The sequence below is a fragment of the Bradyrhizobium sp. AZCC 2289 genome, assembly GCF_036924615.1.
In the GTDB taxonomy this organism is placed as follows: domain Bacteria; phylum Pseudomonadota; class Alphaproteobacteria; order Rhizobiales; family Xanthobacteraceae; genus Bradyrhizobium.
This window is the reverse complement of the sequence record NZ_JAZHRY010000001.1, coordinates 4,301,098-4,316,949: the sequence shown is the minus strand read 5'-3', so window position 1 is coordinate 4,316,949 and position 15,852 is coordinate 4,301,098. Positions and strand designations below refer to the sequence as shown.

The 15,852-nt window shown below is 63.6% G+C and carries 13 protein-coding genes and 1 pseudogene; 6 read left to right on the top strand and 8 right to left on the bottom strand.

Going from position 1 to position 15,852, the window contains the following annotated elements; translation table 11 throughout:
- Nucleotides 1–75: 75 nt before the first annotated feature.
- Together V1289_RS20535 and rsmI are read right to left on the bottom strand one after the other, a co-directional pair.
- Complete coding sequence (locus tag V1289_RS20535) at nt 76–501, bottom strand: YraN family protein (RefSeq protein WP_334398575.1); 426 nt, start codon at nt 499–501, stop codon at nt 76–78.
- A complete protein-coding gene (gene rsmI / locus V1289_RS20530; RefSeq protein ID WP_334398574.1) occupies nt 488–1,441 on the bottom strand; it encodes a 16S rRNA (cytidine(1402)-2'-O)-methyltransferase in 954 nt (317 codons plus the stop codon). The genes V1289_RS20535 and rsmI overlap by 14 nt, the downstream gene beginning before the upstream one ends.
- A gap of 233 nt (nt 1,442–1,674) precedes the next feature.
- Here rsmI and V1289_RS20525 point away from each other — a divergent pair, with 233 nt between their 5' ends.
- Entirely contained in the window at nt 1,675–2,901 is a 1,227-nt protein-coding gene (locus V1289_RS20525; RefSeq protein ID WP_334398573.1) for a penicillin-binding protein activator, read from the top strand.
- 4 nt (nt 2,902–2,905) lie between these two features.
- Here V1289_RS20525 and hemW read toward each other — a convergent pair whose 3' ends face one another.
- Genes hemW through rph form a run of 3 tightly spaced genes read right to left on the bottom strand, consistent with a single transcriptional unit; the run spans nt 2,906 to nt 5,410 of the window.
- Entirely contained in the window at nt 2,906–4,063 is a 1,158-nt protein-coding gene (hemW, locus tag V1289_RS20520) for a radical SAM family heme chaperone HemW (RefSeq protein WP_334398572.1), read from the bottom strand.
- Nucleotides 4,056–4,685 (bottom strand): RdgB/HAM1 family non-canonical purine NTP pyrophosphatase, encoded by a 630-nt coding sequence (gene rdgB / locus V1289_RS20515; RefSeq protein ID WP_334398571.1) that lies wholly within the window; start codon nt 4,683–4,685, stop codon nt 4,056–4,058. The genes hemW and rdgB overlap by 8 nt, the downstream gene beginning before the upstream one ends.
- A gap of 11 nt (nt 4,686–4,696) precedes the next feature.
- Nucleotides 4,697–5,410, bottom strand: coding sequence for a ribonuclease PH (gene rph, locus V1289_RS20510; RefSeq protein ID WP_334398570.1), 714 nt, complete (start codon nt 5,408–5,410; stop codon nt 4,697–4,699).
- 245 nt (nt 5,411–5,655) lie between these two features.
- On the opposite strand from rph, the pseudogene hrcA reads away from it, so the two are divergent.
- Both hrcA and grpE read left to right on the top strand, forming a co-directional pair.
- Nucleotides 5,656–6,746 (top strand): annotated as a pseudogene (hrcA, locus tag V1289_RS20505) (heat-inducible transcriptional repressor HrcA).
- Nucleotides 6,747–6,851: 105 nt separating this feature from the next.
- Nucleotides 6,852–7,457 carry a nucleotide exchange factor GrpE gene (gene grpE / locus V1289_RS20500; RefSeq protein ID WP_334398569.1) on the top strand — a complete coding sequence of 202 codons (606 nt, stop codon included), beginning with the start codon at nt 6,852–6,854 and terminating at the stop codon, nt 7,455–7,457.
- 71 nt (nt 7,458–7,528) lie between these two features.
- Here the strand turns inward: grpE and V1289_RS20495 are convergent, their stop codons facing one another.
- The 3 genes from V1289_RS20495 to V1289_RS20485 form a co-directional block, all read right to left on the bottom strand.
- Nucleotides 7,529–9,289, bottom strand: coding sequence for an IS1634 family transposase (locus tag V1289_RS20495; RefSeq protein WP_334395305.1), 1,761 nt, complete (start codon nt 9,287–9,289; stop codon nt 7,529–7,531).
- Nucleotides 9,290–9,565: 276 nt separating this feature from the next.
- On the bottom strand, nt 9,566–10,285 hold the full coding sequence (gene pncA, locus V1289_RS20490; protein WP_334398568.1) for a bifunctional nicotinamidase/pyrazinamidase: 720 nt from the start codon (nt 10,283–10,285) through the stop codon (nt 9,566–9,568).
- A gap of 124 nt (nt 10,286–10,409) precedes the next feature.
- On the bottom strand, nt 10,410–11,357 hold the full coding sequence (locus V1289_RS20485) for a hypothetical protein (protein WP_334398567.1): 948 nt from the start codon (nt 11,355–11,357) through the stop codon (nt 10,410–10,412).
- 407 nt (nt 11,358–11,764) lie between these two features.
- Between V1289_RS20485 and dnaK the strand changes: the two genes are divergently transcribed.
- From dnaK to V1289_RS20470, 3 genes are all read left to right on the top strand, one after another.
- Nucleotides 11,765–13,666, top strand: coding sequence for a molecular chaperone DnaK (gene dnaK / locus V1289_RS20480; protein WP_334398566.1), 1,902 nt, complete (start codon nt 11,765–11,767; stop codon nt 13,664–13,666).
- A gap of 154 nt (nt 13,667–13,820) precedes the next feature.
- Nucleotides 13,821–14,954, top strand: coding sequence for a molecular chaperone DnaJ (dnaJ, locus tag V1289_RS20475; RefSeq protein WP_309180879.1), 1,134 nt, complete (start codon nt 13,821–13,823; stop codon nt 14,952–14,954).
- A gap of 202 nt (nt 14,955–15,156) precedes the next feature.
- Nucleotides 15,157–15,759: a class I SAM-dependent methyltransferase gene (locus tag V1289_RS20470; protein WP_334398565.1), complete on the top strand. Its 603-nt coding sequence runs from the start codon at nt 15,157–15,159 to the stop codon at nt 15,757–15,759.
- Nucleotides 15,760–15,852 lie beyond the last annotated feature (93 nt).

Below are 15,852 nucleotides of genomic sequence, written 5' to 3'. Positions count from 1 at the left end.
GGGAGGGCTTTTCTATAGCGTTTTCAAGCGAAGTGGGTACCGGTTCGCGTCAAGAAAACGCGTCAAAATGAAAGTCTAGGTGCTGGCGTCGAATGCCGCTAACAGATGGCGCGGCAAACGCCTGGGCGCAATCAGGACGGCGTCAAAACGCAGATCAAATTCCGCATGCTCGGGATGCGTCATCAGCCAGGCCCCTGCTGCATCGATGATGCGCGCCTGCTGGCGCGGCGTCACCGCATAGGCCGCTTCATCAAGGCTGGCGCGGGCCTTGACCTCGATGAAGACAAGCAGGTTTCGCTTGCGCGCGACCAGGTCGATCTCGCCATAGGGGGTGCGAAAGCGCTTGGCGAGGATGCGATAGCCCTTGGCCATCAGATAGGCCGCGGCGCGGCTTTCGGCGGAGACGCCGGTTCGGAACGCCGCGACACGCGCGGGCGAGGCTGACTTTGCGGCGCTGGATTCAGGTTTCTCTTGCGGCGACGCGCTGTCAGTCTTCGCCATCGTCGCCCCGGATTTCTTTGGCGAGCTCCAGCGCGCGGGCGTAAATCTCGCGGCGATGCCGGCCGGACAGTTCGACCGCATGCGCCACCGCATCCTTGACGCTGTCGCGCTTCAGCGACGATCGCAAGAGATCATCCAGCGCGTCCTGCCCCATGATTTGTGCATCCGCCGGCGGCGGGCCGATCACCAGCACGAACTCGCCGCGCGTCTCCAGCGTATCGGCGAGCCTTGCCAGTTCGGAAACCGGCGCGCGCGTGATTGTTTCGTGCAGCTTGGTCAATTCGCGGCAGATCGCCGCATCGCGCGCGCCCATGACGGCAGCGAGATCGGCGAGCGTGTCCTGCACGCGGTTGCCGGATTCGAACATCACAAGCGTCGCGTCGATCTTTGCAAGCTCGGCCAGCCGGGTGCGGCGTGCGCCCTCCTTCGACGGCAAAAAACCCTCGAAGAAAAACCGGTCGGTCGGGAGTGCCGCGACCGACAGCGCCGTCAGCACCGACGATGCGCCGGGCACCGCGATCACGGCGTGGCCGGCGGCGCAGACCTCGCGCACCAGCTTGAAGCCGGGATCGGAAATCAGGGGCGTGCCGGCATCCGATACCAGCGCGATGGAAGCGCCCTGCGCCAGCTTTTCCAGGATCTTTGGCCGCGCCATCGCCGCATTGTGTTCGTGGTATTGCTTGAGTTGCGCCGAGATCACGTAGCGGTCGGTCAGGCGGCGGGTGATGCGAGTGTCTTCGCAGGCGATGATGTCGACGCCGGCCAGCGTTTCCAGCGCGCGCAGCGTGATGTCGCCGAGATGGCCGATCGGGGTTGCCACCAGATACAGGCCGGGAACCGGTTTTGGGGCGGTCAGGACATGGCCGTGGATCGAAAATGTCCGGTCTGGCGAACCCGCCTCGACTTCAGTTCCGTAGCTGGCGGTGGTTTTTGCGCGCATAATGCCAATCTAGAGGGGAGGGAGCGCCGGCGCCACAGCGGGGAGAGATTTGTGGTGGCGCGCAAAATCGGTGACGAGCCAAGTCTGCAACCAGGTCCCTGCAACTGGCAATGCCGCCATGGGACCATAATCCTTTTGTTTTGGTTAACTATTCGCCGACAATATGCCTGATTCCATCCCCTTTGATGGGATGGAGTCCTGGCCGATCGTGGTCGGTCAAGAGAAGAGATACGATGGTGGGGCCCCTCAATCGCACGTCCAAATCGGGTCAGCCGCCGTCGGGCGCAACCCGGCGGACGGCGCTCGGCCTGATTCTCGGCGCGCCCCTGCTCGGGGCGTGCTCGAGCGTCCAGCAGAGTCTTGGCCAGTTCTCCAATCCGTTCGGCGGCTCGCCCGATGCCGGGCCGGCCGGACCGCAGCAGCAACCGCTCGCGGTGGGCACCGGCCAGGTCAAGGTCGGCCTGATCCTGCCGCTGTCGGCGTCCGGCAATGCCGGCGTCGCAGCCCAATCGATGAAGAACGCGGCCGAAATGGCGCTGGCGGAATTCCAGAATCCCAACATCCAGCTTCTGATCAAGGATGACGGCGGCAGCCCGCAAGGCGCGAGCCAGGGCACCCAGCAGGCGCTGAGCGAAGGCGCGGAAATCATCCTGGGGCCGCTGTTTGCAGCCTCGGTTCCGGCGACCGCGCAGTTGACGCGCGCACGCGGCACCTCGGTGATCGCGTTCTCGACCGATTCCAGCGTCGCCGGCCGCGGCGTCTATCTGCTGAGCTTTCTCCCGGAGTCCGACGTCAACCGCATCGTCGGTTACGCCGCCGGAACCGGCAAGCGGTCGTTCGCGGCAATGGTGCCCGATAATGCCTATGGCAACGTGGTCGAGGCCGCGTTCAAGCAGGAGGTCGGCCGCAAGGGCGGGCGCGTCATCGCGTTCGAGAAATACGGCGCGGATCGTGCGACCCCGGCGCGCAGCGTGGCGCAGTCGCTGGGACAAGCCGATGCGCTGCTGCTCGCCGATGACGGGGATTCCGTGGTCGCAACCGCCGACGCGCTGACCGCGGCGGGGGCTAATCTGCGCAACATCCAGCTGCTCGGCACCGGGCTTTGGGACAATCCGCGCGTGTTCGCGAGCCCGGCGTTGCAGGGCGGCCTCTATGCAGCACCCGATCCGGCCGGCTTCCGCAGCTTCTCCGGGCGTTACCGCACCAAATTCGGCGCCGAACCGGTGCGCACCGCAACGCTCGCCTATGACGCGGTGGCGCTGGTCGCGGCATTGGCACGAACCCAGGGCGCGCAACGTTTTGCGCCGGAGACGCTGACCAATCCGTCCGGCTTTGCCGGCATCGATGGCCTGTTCCGGTTCCGCTCCGACGGCACCAACGAACGTGGCCTCGCGGTCATGAAGGTCGCGACCGGCGGTGGCCAGGCGGTCGCCGGTTCGCCGAAGAGTTTTGGGGCGTAAAAATTTACGCCGCCAGATCCGCGACCACGGCGTCGAGCACCGGGAATCCGGATTGCGTCACCCGCAGCCGGCCGTCGGCGTCGACGGCGATGGCGCCTTCTTCGCGCAGCACCTTGATCCGGTTTGGATCGAGCGCGCGGCCTGACAGCGCCGTGTAGCGCTTGGGATCGATGCCCTCGGCGAGCCGCAGCCCCATCAGCAGAAATTCATCGGCCCGCTCCTCGCTGTTGAGGAGATCGTCGGTGACGACGCCATGGCCGTTGGCCTCGACCCGCATCAGCCAGGCCTCGGGGCGCTTTTCGGTCGCGGTCGCGTGCCTGAAACCATCGATGTCGAGGCGGCCATGCGCGCCGGGACCGATGCCGGCATATTCCTCGCCGCGCCAGTAGACGAGGTTATGTTTGCACTCGGCTCCCGATCGCGCGTGATTGGAAATCTCGTAGGCCGGCAGGCCGTGCGCGGCGCACACCTCCTGCGTCACATCGTAGAGCGCGCGCGCGGTCGCTTCATCCGGCGTCTTCAACTTGCCGGCCGCATGCAAGCCGAAGAACGGCGTGCCTTCCTCGATGGTGAGCTGATAGAGCGAGAGATGTTCGGCGGCTTCCGAGATCGCGAGTTTTAATTCGTCCGCCCACATTTGCGGCGTCTGGTCCGGGCGGGCGTAGATCAGGTCGAACGAATAACGGTCGAACGCCTGGCGCGCGATGGCTACCGCATCGAGCGCCTCGCGCACGCTGTGCAATCGTCCCAGCGCCTTCAGCGAGTCATCGTCGAGCGCCTGCACACCGAGCGACACCCGGTTGACGCCGGCTGTGCGATAGCCGCGAAATCGCGTCGCCTCGACGCTGGTCGGGTTGGCCTCGAGCGTGACTTCGACATCAGGAGCGACGCGCCAATGTTTGCCAATCGCGTCCAGCACAGCGCCGACGGTTTGCGGCGCCATCAGCGACGGCGTGCCGCCGCCGAGAAAGATCGACGAGACCTGCCGTCCCGGCGTGCGCGCGGCCGTGGTCTCGATCTCTCGCGTGAACGCGCGGACAAAGCGTTCCTCGTCCACGGGCGCATGCCGGACATGGCTGTTGAAATCGCAATACGGGCATTTCGACAGGCAAAATGGCCAGTGCACGTAGACGCCGAAGGCTTCCTGCTCGCGGCTAGTCAAGGCAGATCTCCGCCAGCTTCACGAAAGCACGCGCCCGGTGCGACAGGCCGAGGCCGAGCGGCGGCAGGCCGTGCTTCTCGATGCTGGTCATCTCGCCGAAGGTACGCGTATGTCCGTCCGGAAGAAACGCCGGATCGTAGCCGAAACCGGCGGTGCCGCGCGGCGGCCATACCAGAGTTCCGTCGGCCCGCGCCTCGACTTCCTCGAGATGATCGTCCGGCCAGGCGACGCACAGCGCCGAGACGAAATGCGCTCTGCGCTGATCCGGCGCCGTGGCGCCGCGTTCCTGCAGCAGGCGCTCGATCCGGGTCATCGCCGCGGTGAAGTCCTTGCCCTCGCCGGCCCAGCGCGCCGAATAGATCCCGGGCGCGCCGTCGAGCGCATCGACCACCAGTCCGGAATCGTCGGCAAACGCCGGAAGGTTGGCGGCTTTCGCGGCCGCGATCGCCTTGATCGCGGCGTTGGCGCGAAAGGTTTTTCCGGTTTCCTCGGGCTCGCCCAAGCCCATTTCACCCACCGATACCGCTTCCACGCCATGCGGGGCCAGCAATTCGCGCATCTCGGCGAGCTTGCCGGGATTATGGGTCGCGATCACGAGTTTGCCGGTGATTCGACGGTGCATGGCCAATGAGACTACGCCACCGCCATTTTTTGCAAGTCGACCAGACGCGCGACACCTTTGCGCGCCAGGGCCATCAGCGCCAGAAACTCGTCCTGCGAGAACGGGGTCTTTTCGGCGGTGCCCTGCACCTCGATGATGCGGCCGTCGCCGGTCATGACGAAATTGGCGTCGGTATCGGCCTCGGAATCCTCGGCGTAATCGAGGTCCAGTACCGGTATGCCCTGATAGATGCCGCAGGAGATCGCCGCGACATTGTCGCGCAGCACATTGGCCTTGATCATGTTGCGGGTCTTCATCCAGGCGATGCAGTCGGCGAGCGCGACCCAGGCGCCGGTGATCGAAGCCGTGCGGGTGCCGCCATCGGCCTGAATGACGTCGCAATCGACCGTGATCTGGCGCTCGCCCAGCGCTTCCAGGTCGACGGCGGCGCGCAAGGAGCGGCCGATCAGGCGCTGGATCTCGACCGTGCGGCCGCCCTGCTTGCCGGCGGCGGCTTCACGGCGGGTGCGTTCCAGCGTGGCGCGCGGCAGCATGCCGTATTCGGCCGTGACCCAGCCGCGGCCCTGGCCCTTGAGCCAGGGCGGCAGCCGTTCTTCCAGGGTTGCGGTGACCAGCACATGGGTATCGCCGAACTTCACCATGCAGGAACCCTCGGCGTATTTGACGACGCCGCGTTCCAGCGACACGGGGCGCAGTTCATCGGGCGCACGGCGGCTTGGCCGCATGGGGAAATCCTCCGGAAAATCCAGTAAAAGTCGGTTCGCGGTGCTTGTAGGTGCGGGAGAGGGGCGCGGCAAGGCCGTTTAACGGAACTCTCTATCTTGGTTGTTTTGACGCGTTTTCTTTACGCGAACCGGTATCCACCCCCGGATCAAGCCCGAGGGCATGCTTTGCTTGAAAACGCTCTAATACGCGCTTGTCACCGGCCTCCGGGATAGACAGATTAGAGGGCCTTGGGAGGGAATAGTTAGTGGCCCACCACGATCCGATCGGCCTGATCGCCCCGAATGCCGGTCTGGCCCAGCTCAACGAGCGCTCGCGCGACATTTTTCGTCAAATCGTCGAGAGTTATCTCGCGACCGGCGAACCTGTCGGCTCGCGCAACATCTCGCGCCTGATCGCAGTACCGCTGTCGCCGGCCTCGGTGCGCAACGTGATGTCGGACCTCGAGCAGCTCGGCCTGATCTATGCGCCACATACTTCGGCCGGGCGGCTGCCGACCGAGCTTGGCCTGCGCTTCTTCGTCGATGCCCTGATGCAGGTCGGCGACCTCACCGAACCGGAACGGCTGTCGATCCAGAACCAGCTCGCCTCCGTCGGCCGCGCGCGCAATCGGTCGAGGCGGCGCTCGGCGAGGCGCTGACCCGGCTGTCAGGTCTGACCCGGGCCGCGGCCGTGGTGTTGACCGCCAAATCCAATTCGCGGCTGAAGCATATCGAGTTCGTGCGGCTGGAGCCGGAACGCGCGCTGGTGGTGCTGGTCGGCGAAGACGGCCAGGTCGAGAACCGCGTGCTGACGCTGCCGCCGGGCGTCCCCACCTCCGCGCTGACCGAAGCGACCAATTTCCTCAATTCCCGGATCCGCGGCCGCACGCTGGCCGAAGCGCGGCTCGAACTCGAAACCGCGCTGACGCTGAGCCGCACCGAGCTCGATCAACTGACGCAGAAGGTGATTGCCGCGGGCATCGCGAGCTGGTCCGGCGGCGACAACGAGGAGCGGCAGCTGATCGTGCGCGGCCACGCCAATCTGTTGGAAGATTTGCACGCGCTGGAAGATCTTGAACGCGTCAAATCGCTGTTCGACGATCTCGAGACCAAGCGCGGCGTGATCGACCTGCTGGGCCGGGCCGAACGCGCCGAAGGCGTGCGGATTTTCATCGGGTCGGAGAACAAGCTGTTTTCGCTGTCCGGTTCCTCCACCATCATTGCGCCCTACAGCGACGCCACCGGCCGCATCGTCGGCGTTCTCGGCGTGATCGGGCCGACGCGGCTGAACTATGCCAGGGTGATTCCGACGGTGGATTACGCCGCGCGGATCGTCAGCCGCTTGCTCGGCGGCTGATCCAGCCTCGGATCAGCGCTTGATTTTCTGCCCCCAAAGCACGATATCCGGGCCAGCAAATCCCAAATTGATCCAGTTCCATGCGATTTTTCGAGAAGGCAAGCCATGACCGATCCGACCCGGCCGAACGATGACGCGGCAAATCCGGCCCAGACCGGCGAGCCCGTGGTCTCAAAGCCCTACATCATGCCCGACGATCCCGAGGAAGGATCGGTCGAGGCGTTGGCGAAGGAGGCCGCCGAATCGCGCGACAAGATGCTGCGCACGCTGGCGGAGATGGAAAACCTGCGCAAGCGCACCGCGCGCGAGGTGGCCGATGCCAGAATCTACGGCATCACCGGCTTTGCCCGCGACGTGCTCGATATCGCCGACAATCTGCAGCGCGCGCTCGATGCGGTTCCGGCCGAAGCAAAAGCCAACGCCGATCCCGGTCTGAAAGCCCTGATCGAAGGCGTCGAACTGACCGAGCGTTCGCTCCTCAACGCGCTGGAGAAAAACGGCGTCAAGAAATTCGATCCGGCGGGCGAGAAATTCGATCCTAATTTCCAGCAGGCGATGTACGAGGTCCCCGACCCGTCGGTGCCCTCGGGCACCGTGGTGCAGGTGGTGCAGGCCGGTTACATGATCGGCGAGCGCGTGCTGCGGCCGGCGCTCGTCGCGGTCGCCAAGGGCGGCGCGAAAGCGGCCGCGGCGCCTTCGGAACAGGCCTAGACCGAAGTTTTCACCCATGAATCGCATAAGTATCTGATGCGGTTTGATCATTCGTCCGCGAGGCTACTCGGTTACTGGACACGAACGGGATTGAGCCCGAGCAGATCGAAGGCCGCCTCCTGGAGGGCGGTTGGTTTGGAGTGAAGGGTAAAGCGGTGCTTGGGGCGCGCGGGCACGTGCATGGTGTTGCGAGCGAGTGTTCCGAGATGCGCAATGAGGTCACCGAAGCTCATGACGCGCTGACCGTCTGCCGATCGCCTGGTTGTCTTCTTGACCTTGACGACGTCTGACGGTGCGGTGGCCGCAACTGGAGAAGTTCGCTCCGCTTTGGCTGCTGCCAGATCGGTGTCGTGGAACAACAGCGGCGCTAGGGCCTCCCGTAGGAGCCACTCGACATGGTAGGCGAGCATGCACAGGAAGACATGAGCCCGCACCCTGTCCGCGGTCCAATGACGGATCGGCCGGATTTCCAGATCGACGCTCTTCAGGGATCGGAATGCCCGTTCGACGTGCGAGAGATCCTTGTAGGCCTGAACTGCTTCTGCGGCATTCAGATGCTCGGCAGGCATGCTGGTTCGGATCACATAGATGCCGTCGAGGCGCGCCTCTGCCTCGATCTGATCGAGCCGTCTATGCCAGGAGAGATGACCATCGCGGATCGTAACGACGAAGTGCTTGGCCATCTTTCTTTTGTTAAGAACCGCGCCGACCGCCAGACCTATTTCGGCAGCGTCACGCAAGGGAGCGTTCCTGCGCCGGACCTTGGCTTCGATCCGGGCCAGTTCGCGTTCAGTCACTGCTAACAAGTCCTCACGCTTGCGCGCCCGTTCGGCGGCGAGGTCGTGATTGCGGCACGCGATCAGCCGTTCGCCTGGGAACATGTCCGGCGCGCTGATTTCGGCGAGATCGCGATCATCGAACAACGACAGCTGTAACGGCCCATTTTCCGCGGCCAGCGCCTGCACCGCCGGTGCACGCAGGCAGGTGATCCAATCGAGATTCGCGGGCCTAAGTTCGTCGCGAATGCGGGCCGAGGTGATCATGCCGCGATCTCCGACCAGCACCAGACGACTGATCCTGAAGCGATCCTTCACCTTCTCGATCTGCGCGCTCAAGGTTGAGGGATCCGCGGTGTTGCCGTCGAACACCTCCACGGCGATCGGCAGTCCCTCGCGTGTGCAGAGCAGCCCATAGACAATTTGCGGCCGGTCCTTGCGGTGATCCCGGCTGTGGCCATAGCGCGCCAGCGGGCAGCAGCGGCCCTCGAAGTAAGATGAGCTGACGTCATAGAGGACCAGCACGCCGTCTTCGAGATGCCGCCGCGCCAAGCCATTTTCGACGCGGCCCTGACGTTCGAGCAGCCAATCCAGCGCCTCATAGGCCTCCCGCTCCTTGACCCGGCCAAGGTGCAAGACCGCGCCCAGACTCGATACCGCCGTCTCCTCATCGATCGCGCGGACAAAGCCCAGCTTCGATCGTGGCGCAATCAACCGATCAACCACCATGGCGACAACGAGATCGCAGCAGCGTCGCGAGGCCGGATCCTTCGCCGCACCCAGAATCAACCGGTCGAGGCCAATCTTGCGGATCATTCCAAGCGCCGCCGCAACATGGCCGTGCGGCAATGAGCGCTCGACTTCCAGTTCCTGCGGACCAGTGCCGATGACCGTTCCGCCCTTCAGCACCGCCTTCAACGTATCGATCATATCACGCGGCAGCTTGCTGAGATTGGCCAACGTCCGCTTCTGCGAACGGCCTTGCTCGTCGCGATAACTCTCCCGCAGCAACACCGCAGGCGGAGAGTCTCGATTGGGCACCATCTCGATGAACATGCCCGAATCGAATCATATCCTCGCCGATTTGGGAATCCCCTTACATGGACACAATCACAGGATCATTCCCACCCTAACCCACTGCACTGACTCAAGTCTCTCCTGACGACACGAGCAAACTTCGGCCTAGAGAGGCTCGGAGCGTTGTCTTCATCCTTCGAGACGCGGCTTTCGCCGCTCCTCTCAAGATGAGGTCCGGAATTCCACTCCCTCATGGTGAGGAGCGCGGCAACGCCGCGCGTCTCGAACCATAGGGCAATCTGATCGGATCATGCCCTAAGCCGCCGCGATATCGCCGGACTGGATGCGCTTGACGCCGGCCTTGGCCATGTCGGCCCAGGCTTTGGCCAGCGAGCCCTGGGTGTCGATGCCGCGGCAGGCGTCTTCCACCACATAGGCCTCGAACCCGGCCTTGCGCGCATCCAGCGCCGTCCACGCCACGCAGAAATCGGTGGCGAGCCCGGCCACGAACACGCGGCTGACCTTGCGGGCCTTCAGATAGGCGGCCAGCCCGGTTGTGGTCTTGCCGTCGGCCTCGGTGAAGGCCGAATAGCTGTCGACGTCCTTGTGGAATCCCTTGCGGATCACGAGCCCGGCCTGCGGGATCGAAAGGTCCTTCGAAAGCGAGGCGCCGTCGGTTCCCTGGACGCAGTGATCGGGCCACAGTACCTGCTTGCCGTAAGGAAGATCGATGGTCTCGAACGGCTTTTTGCCGGCGTGGGTCGAGGCGAACGAGATGTGACCCGGCGTATGCCAGTCCTGCGTCATCACCACATTGGCAAAGCTCTTTGCCATCCGGTTGATCACCGGAATGACCTGCTCGCCGTCTTTGACGGCGAGGCTGCCACCGGGCAGGAAACAATTCTGGACATCGATCACCAGCAGCGCCGATGCATCGTCGGGTTTGATCGGTGTCGCCGCTCCAGCCCGCGCAGACATAACAGTTGCGATGGTCGTCATGCCCAGACCTCCGAGAATCCGCCTTCGATCCAACATGGTACATCTCCCTGCAAGGAATTTGCGCCAGCAAATCAAATCGCCGGGAGACCGTAAAGCAGGTTTAACCGGCGTCGAACGCTCGAGTCTTCGGCAGCCAAATATCGGCTGACGAGTGTCAGCCTCAGCGCGGCTGAATTCCGTCGCGCACCGCGCGGAACCGCGGAAATGCCTTCGCCCAAACGTCGCGCGGCGAGCTGCCGATGATACGCAGCGAGCTCTGGCCGCCGAAGCGCAGCCATTGCACGATGGTCACCGGCGTATTGTCCTTGCCGCTGGTGGCATCGATCCGCGTCTCGTAGCCGGGCTGGCCGTCGATGCGGACCGGTTCCGACATCGTGATCCGCCCGTCGCGCACGCCGGGGATCGTGGTTGCGATCTGCTGGGCAAAGCGGCCGCGATCGTCGGGCGATGCCGCGGTCGAGCCGATGATGCCGATGATCATGAAGGGCGCGGCTTCAAAGCCGGTCTTTTCGTCGCCGTCGGCCAGAATGAGCGCCGCCCCCGGTGCCAGCGTGCGGATATTCTTGAAATTGCTGAGCTCGCCCATGTTGAACGGCATCAGGGAGAGTTGCTCGTCGACCGGGACTTCGTTGCGGATCACGGCGGTGGCAAACATCTGACGCACGGCGTCGTCGGTATAGATCTTGGAAGCATTCTCGGGCACCTGCACGGCGACATAGCCGGAGAAGGTGGGGCCGGGCAGGATCATCGAGTAGCGCCGCACATTGGCCGCACCTTCCTTGGCGTTTTCCTTGGCGCTCTCCACGGTGTAGTAGGCGAGCCCGGCCGCGGTCTCGATGGTCTCCGGCTTGACCCCGCCGGTGCCGGTGGGATTGGCCTTGAAGGCGTTGGCGACTTCGCCATAGGCCTCGGCCGGCAGGTCCGTCACCAGCACCTTGACGCCCTGGTCCTCGGTTTCGAACCCGACGAATGATTTGGCTTTGACCAGGCCGACCAGCGGCACCATGCCGACCCGGGCGCCCGGCGGGAAAACCGGGTCCGCGGCAAACGCAGAACATGTAGCGGCGATGGTGAGGGCAACCGCAGCGAGGTATCGAAGTGGCGTCATGAAGGGTCTACCGGGTTTGCATTGAGGCCGTTCAATGGTCGGCCGGCGCAGCCCTTAAGGGTTCAAGGGCGTCGGTTCAGTCGGCCCGCTTTTAGCGGTTTTGATGTCCGTGCAACAGGGGAGGGCCTCCGTTCCCCTCATGTACTCCCGCCGCCCCCGATGCGGCTTTCTTGCTCATCCGTTAACGCCGCCTTTTGGCCTGAACCGGCCCCTGCCCTGAGCTGACACAATCTTTCAAACCTCAGCCTTTTCAGGCCCCAAGGTTGCGTTCGGTCCTTGCAGGCCCGACCCCCCCTCCTATATGAGGCTCACCGTCGCAATATCGCGAGTATTTGATCGTTGGGGGTTCGGTTAGGTGCGCCGTCAGGGCCCAGCCAACCTGCCGCAAAAAGAAGGATATGAGGACCATGGGAAAGGTCATTGGGATCGATCTCGGCACCACCAATTCGTGCGTCGCCGTCATGGACGGCAAGACAGCGAAAGTCATCGAGAACGCGGAGGGCATGCGCACGACGCCGTCGATTGTCGCTTTCAGCGATGATGGCGAGCGCCTCGTCGGCCAGCCCGCCAAGCGCCAGGCGGTGACCAATCCTGAGCGCACCTTCTTTGCGGTCAAGCGCCTCGTCGGCCGCCGCTATGACGACCCGATGGTCGAGAAGGACAAGAAGCTCGTCCCCTACAAGATCGTCAAGGCTTCCAACGGCGACGCCTGGGTCGAAGCCGACGGCAAGACCTATTCGCCCTCGCAGGTTTCCGCTTTCATCCTGCAGAAGATGAAAGAGACCGCCGAAGCCCATCTCGGCCAGAAGGTCGAGCAGGCCGTCATCACGGTTCCCGCCTATTTCAACGACGCGCAACGTCAGGCCACCAAGGATGCCGGCAAGATCGCCGGCCTTGAAGTGCTGCGCATCATCAACGAGCCGACCGCGGCAGCGCTGGCTTACGGCCTCGACAAGACCAAGGCCGGCACCATCGCGGTGTACGACCTCGGCGGCGGCACGTTCGACGTCTCGGTGCTGGAGATCGGCGACGGCGTGTTCGAGGTGAAGTCGACCAATGGCGATACCTTCCTCGGCGGCGAAGACTTCGACATGCGGCTCGTCAGCTATCTGGCCGATGAGTTCCAGAAGGAGCAGGGCATCAACCTGCGCAACGACAAGCTCGCGCTGCAGCGCCTGAAAGAGGCCGCCGAAAAGGCCAAGATCGAGTTGTCCTCGACCACGCAAACCGAAATCAATCTGCCGTTCATCACGGCCGATGCGTCCGGGCCGAAGCATCTGACGATGAAACTGACGCGCGCCAAGTTCGAGGCGCTGGTCGACGATCTGATCCAGAAGACCATCGAGCCCTGCCGCAAGGCGCTGAAGGATGCCGGCCTCACCGCCGGTGAGATCGGCGAAGTGGTGCTGGTCGGCGGCATGACCCGCATGCCGAAGGTCCAGGAAGTGGTGAAGCAATTGTTCGGCAAGGAGCCGCACAAGGGCGTCAATCCGGACGAAGTCGTCGCCATCGGTGCGGCGATCCAGGCCGGCGTGCTGCAGGGCGACGTCAAGGACGTGCTGCTGCTCGACGTCACGCCGCTGTCGCTCGGCATCGAGACGCTGGGTGGCGTGTTCACCCGCATCATCGATCGCAACACCACGATCCCGACCAAGAAGAGCCAGGTGTTCTCGACCGCCGAGGACAACCAGAATGCCGTTACCATCCGCGTGTTCCAGGGCGAGCGCGAAATGGCGGCCGACAACAAGGTGCTCGGTCAATTCGATCTGATGGGCATTCCGCCGTCGCCGCGCGGCATGCCGCAGATCGAGGTCACCTTCGACATCGACGCCAACGGCATCGTCAACGTCTCGGCCAAGGACAAGGCGACCGGCAAGGAGCAGCAGATCCGGATTCAGGCATCCGGCGGCCTGTCGGAAGCCGACATCCAGAAGATGGTCAAGGACGCCGAGGCCAATGCGGCCGAGGACAAGAAACGCCGCGAGGCGGTCGACGCCAAGAACCATGCCGACGCGCTGGTGCATTCCACCGAGAAGGCGCTGGCCGAGCACGGTTCGAAGGTCGAGGAAAGCGAGCGCCGCGCCATCGAGGACGCCGTCAGCGATCTGAAGGAAGCGCTGAAGGGCGACGATGCCGAGGCGATCAAGGCCAAGACCAATACGCTGGCGCAGGCTTCGATGAAGCTCGGCGAGGCCATGTACAAGCAGCAGGCCGAAGCCGACGCCAAGAAGGATGCGGCCAAGGACGACGTCGTCGACGCGGAATTCACCGAGGTCGACGACGACAAGAACAACAAGAAGTCTGCTTAAAGACGGGCAATCGATCATGACCCTCATTCCAGAGAGCACGCAGCGCGTCTCAATGGGTGGGGGTCATTTTTCGATAGGCCCAAGATTTCATGTTCAAGGATTGCATCTTTTGGGACGCATTCCTTCGGAATTAAACTGCGGGCGGATCTGACGCATGTCCACCAAGCGCTGCTACTACGAAACCCTCGAAGTCGAACGAAACGCGGACGAATCCAAGCTCAAGGCGGCGTTCCGCAAGCTCGCGATGAAATGGCATCCGGACAAGAATCCGGGCGATGCCCAGAGCGAAGTGAAGTTCAAGGAAATCAACGAAGCCTACGAAGTCCTCAAAGACGGCGAGAAGCGCGCCGCCTATGACCGGTTCGGTCACGCGGCCTTCGAGCAAGGCATGGGCGGCGGCGGTCCCGGCTTCGGCGCCGGCTTTGCCTCCTCATTCTCCGATATTTTCGAGGATCTGTTCGGCATGGCCGGCCAGCGCGGACGCGGCGGCGGCCGCGAGCGCGGCGCCGACCTGCGCTACAACATGGAAATCACGCTGGAAGACGCCTTTCAGGGCAAGACCGCCCAGATCGAGATCCCGGTGTCGGTCACCTGCGAATCCTGCTCGGGCACCGGCGCCAAGGCCGGCACCAAGCCAAAGACCTGTTCCATGTGCGGCGGGCAGGGACGGGTGCGGCAGGCTCAGGGCTTCTTCACGCTGGAGCGGACCTGCCCCGGCTGTCAGGGCCGCGGCCAGATGATCGAAGACCCCTGTCCGTCCTGCGCGGGCCAGGGACGGGTGACGCGCGACCGGACCTTGTCGGTCAATATCCCGCAAGGCGTCGAAGACGGCACGCGGATCAGACTCGCCGGCGAAGGCGAGGCCGGCGTCCGCGGCGGACCGCCCGGCGATCTCTATATTTTCCTGTCGCTGGCGAACCACGAATTCTTCCAACGCGACGGCGCCGACCTGCATTGCCGGGTGCCGATCTCGATGGTGACGGCCTCGCTGGGCGGCGAATTCGAGGTGCCGACCATCGACAAGGGCAAGACCAAGGTGAAAGTGCCCTCCGGGACCCAAACCGGCCGGCGTTTCCGCATTGCATCAAAGGGCATGCCAGTGCTGCGTTCGCGACAGACCGGCGATATGTATGTCCAGGTCATGGTCGAAACGCCGCAGAATCTGACCAAGAAGCAGCAGGAATTGCTGATGGAGTTCGAAAAGCTGTCGTCCGGGGCAACCCAACCGGAGGCGGCGGGCTTCTTCTCCAAGGTCAAGGACTTCTTCGGTAACCGCGCCAACCCCTGAAGTGGCGGGCGAAAGGGTCCGGTTTGGCGTTCGACCGTGCTGAAATAATTAATTAGTGCATGGTCTTATCGCCGAATCGCAACCACGCTGGCCGATCAGGCGCGATACCGTTCTGCTTGACCATGTAGGCTTCGACCTATACCTCTTTATGACTGTTTGTTGACATTCCCCGCTCGCTTTTGCGGTCCCGCCTGGTAGCGACATGCCTTTGCAATCGTCCGTGCGTGCGTTGAAGAAACCTCTCCGTCTTGACGACGAGGTTCGTTTCCTCCGTTCATGGATCGAAAAGCCGCTCCATATGGGCGCCGTGATGCCGTCGGGCCGGGTGCTCGCCCGCACCATGGCGCAATATGTCGATGTTGCATCTGAAGGACCCGTCGTCGAGCTTGGACCCGGGACCGGCGCGATCACCAACGCGCTGATCGAGCATGGCATCGATCAAAAACGCCTCGTGCTGGTCGAATATAATCCGGGGTTCTGCGCACTGCTGCGCGACCGCTATCCGCACGCCAAGGTGGTGCAGGGCGACGCCTATAAGCTGCGGGACTCACTGTGGGAGGTCCTGAAGGTCCCCGCGTCCGCCGTGGTCTCCGGCCTGCCGCTGGTGACCAAACCGATGCTGACGCGCCTGAAGCTGATCCGCGATTCCTTCGCAGCGCTCGCGCCCGGCGCACCCTTCGTTCAGTTCACTTATTCGGTCGCGCCGCCGATTCCGAAATCGCTGCCGGGCGTGTCCACAGAAGCTTCCGAGCGGATCTGGATGAACCTTCCGCCCGCCCGGGTCTGGGTGTATCGCAAGGGCTGACAGGCGCGTATTCCGCAAAAGTGGGTACCGGTTTTGCGCATAGAATACGCGCGAAAATCTAGTTAAGAGCATTTTCTGAGAAAATGCTCGCCT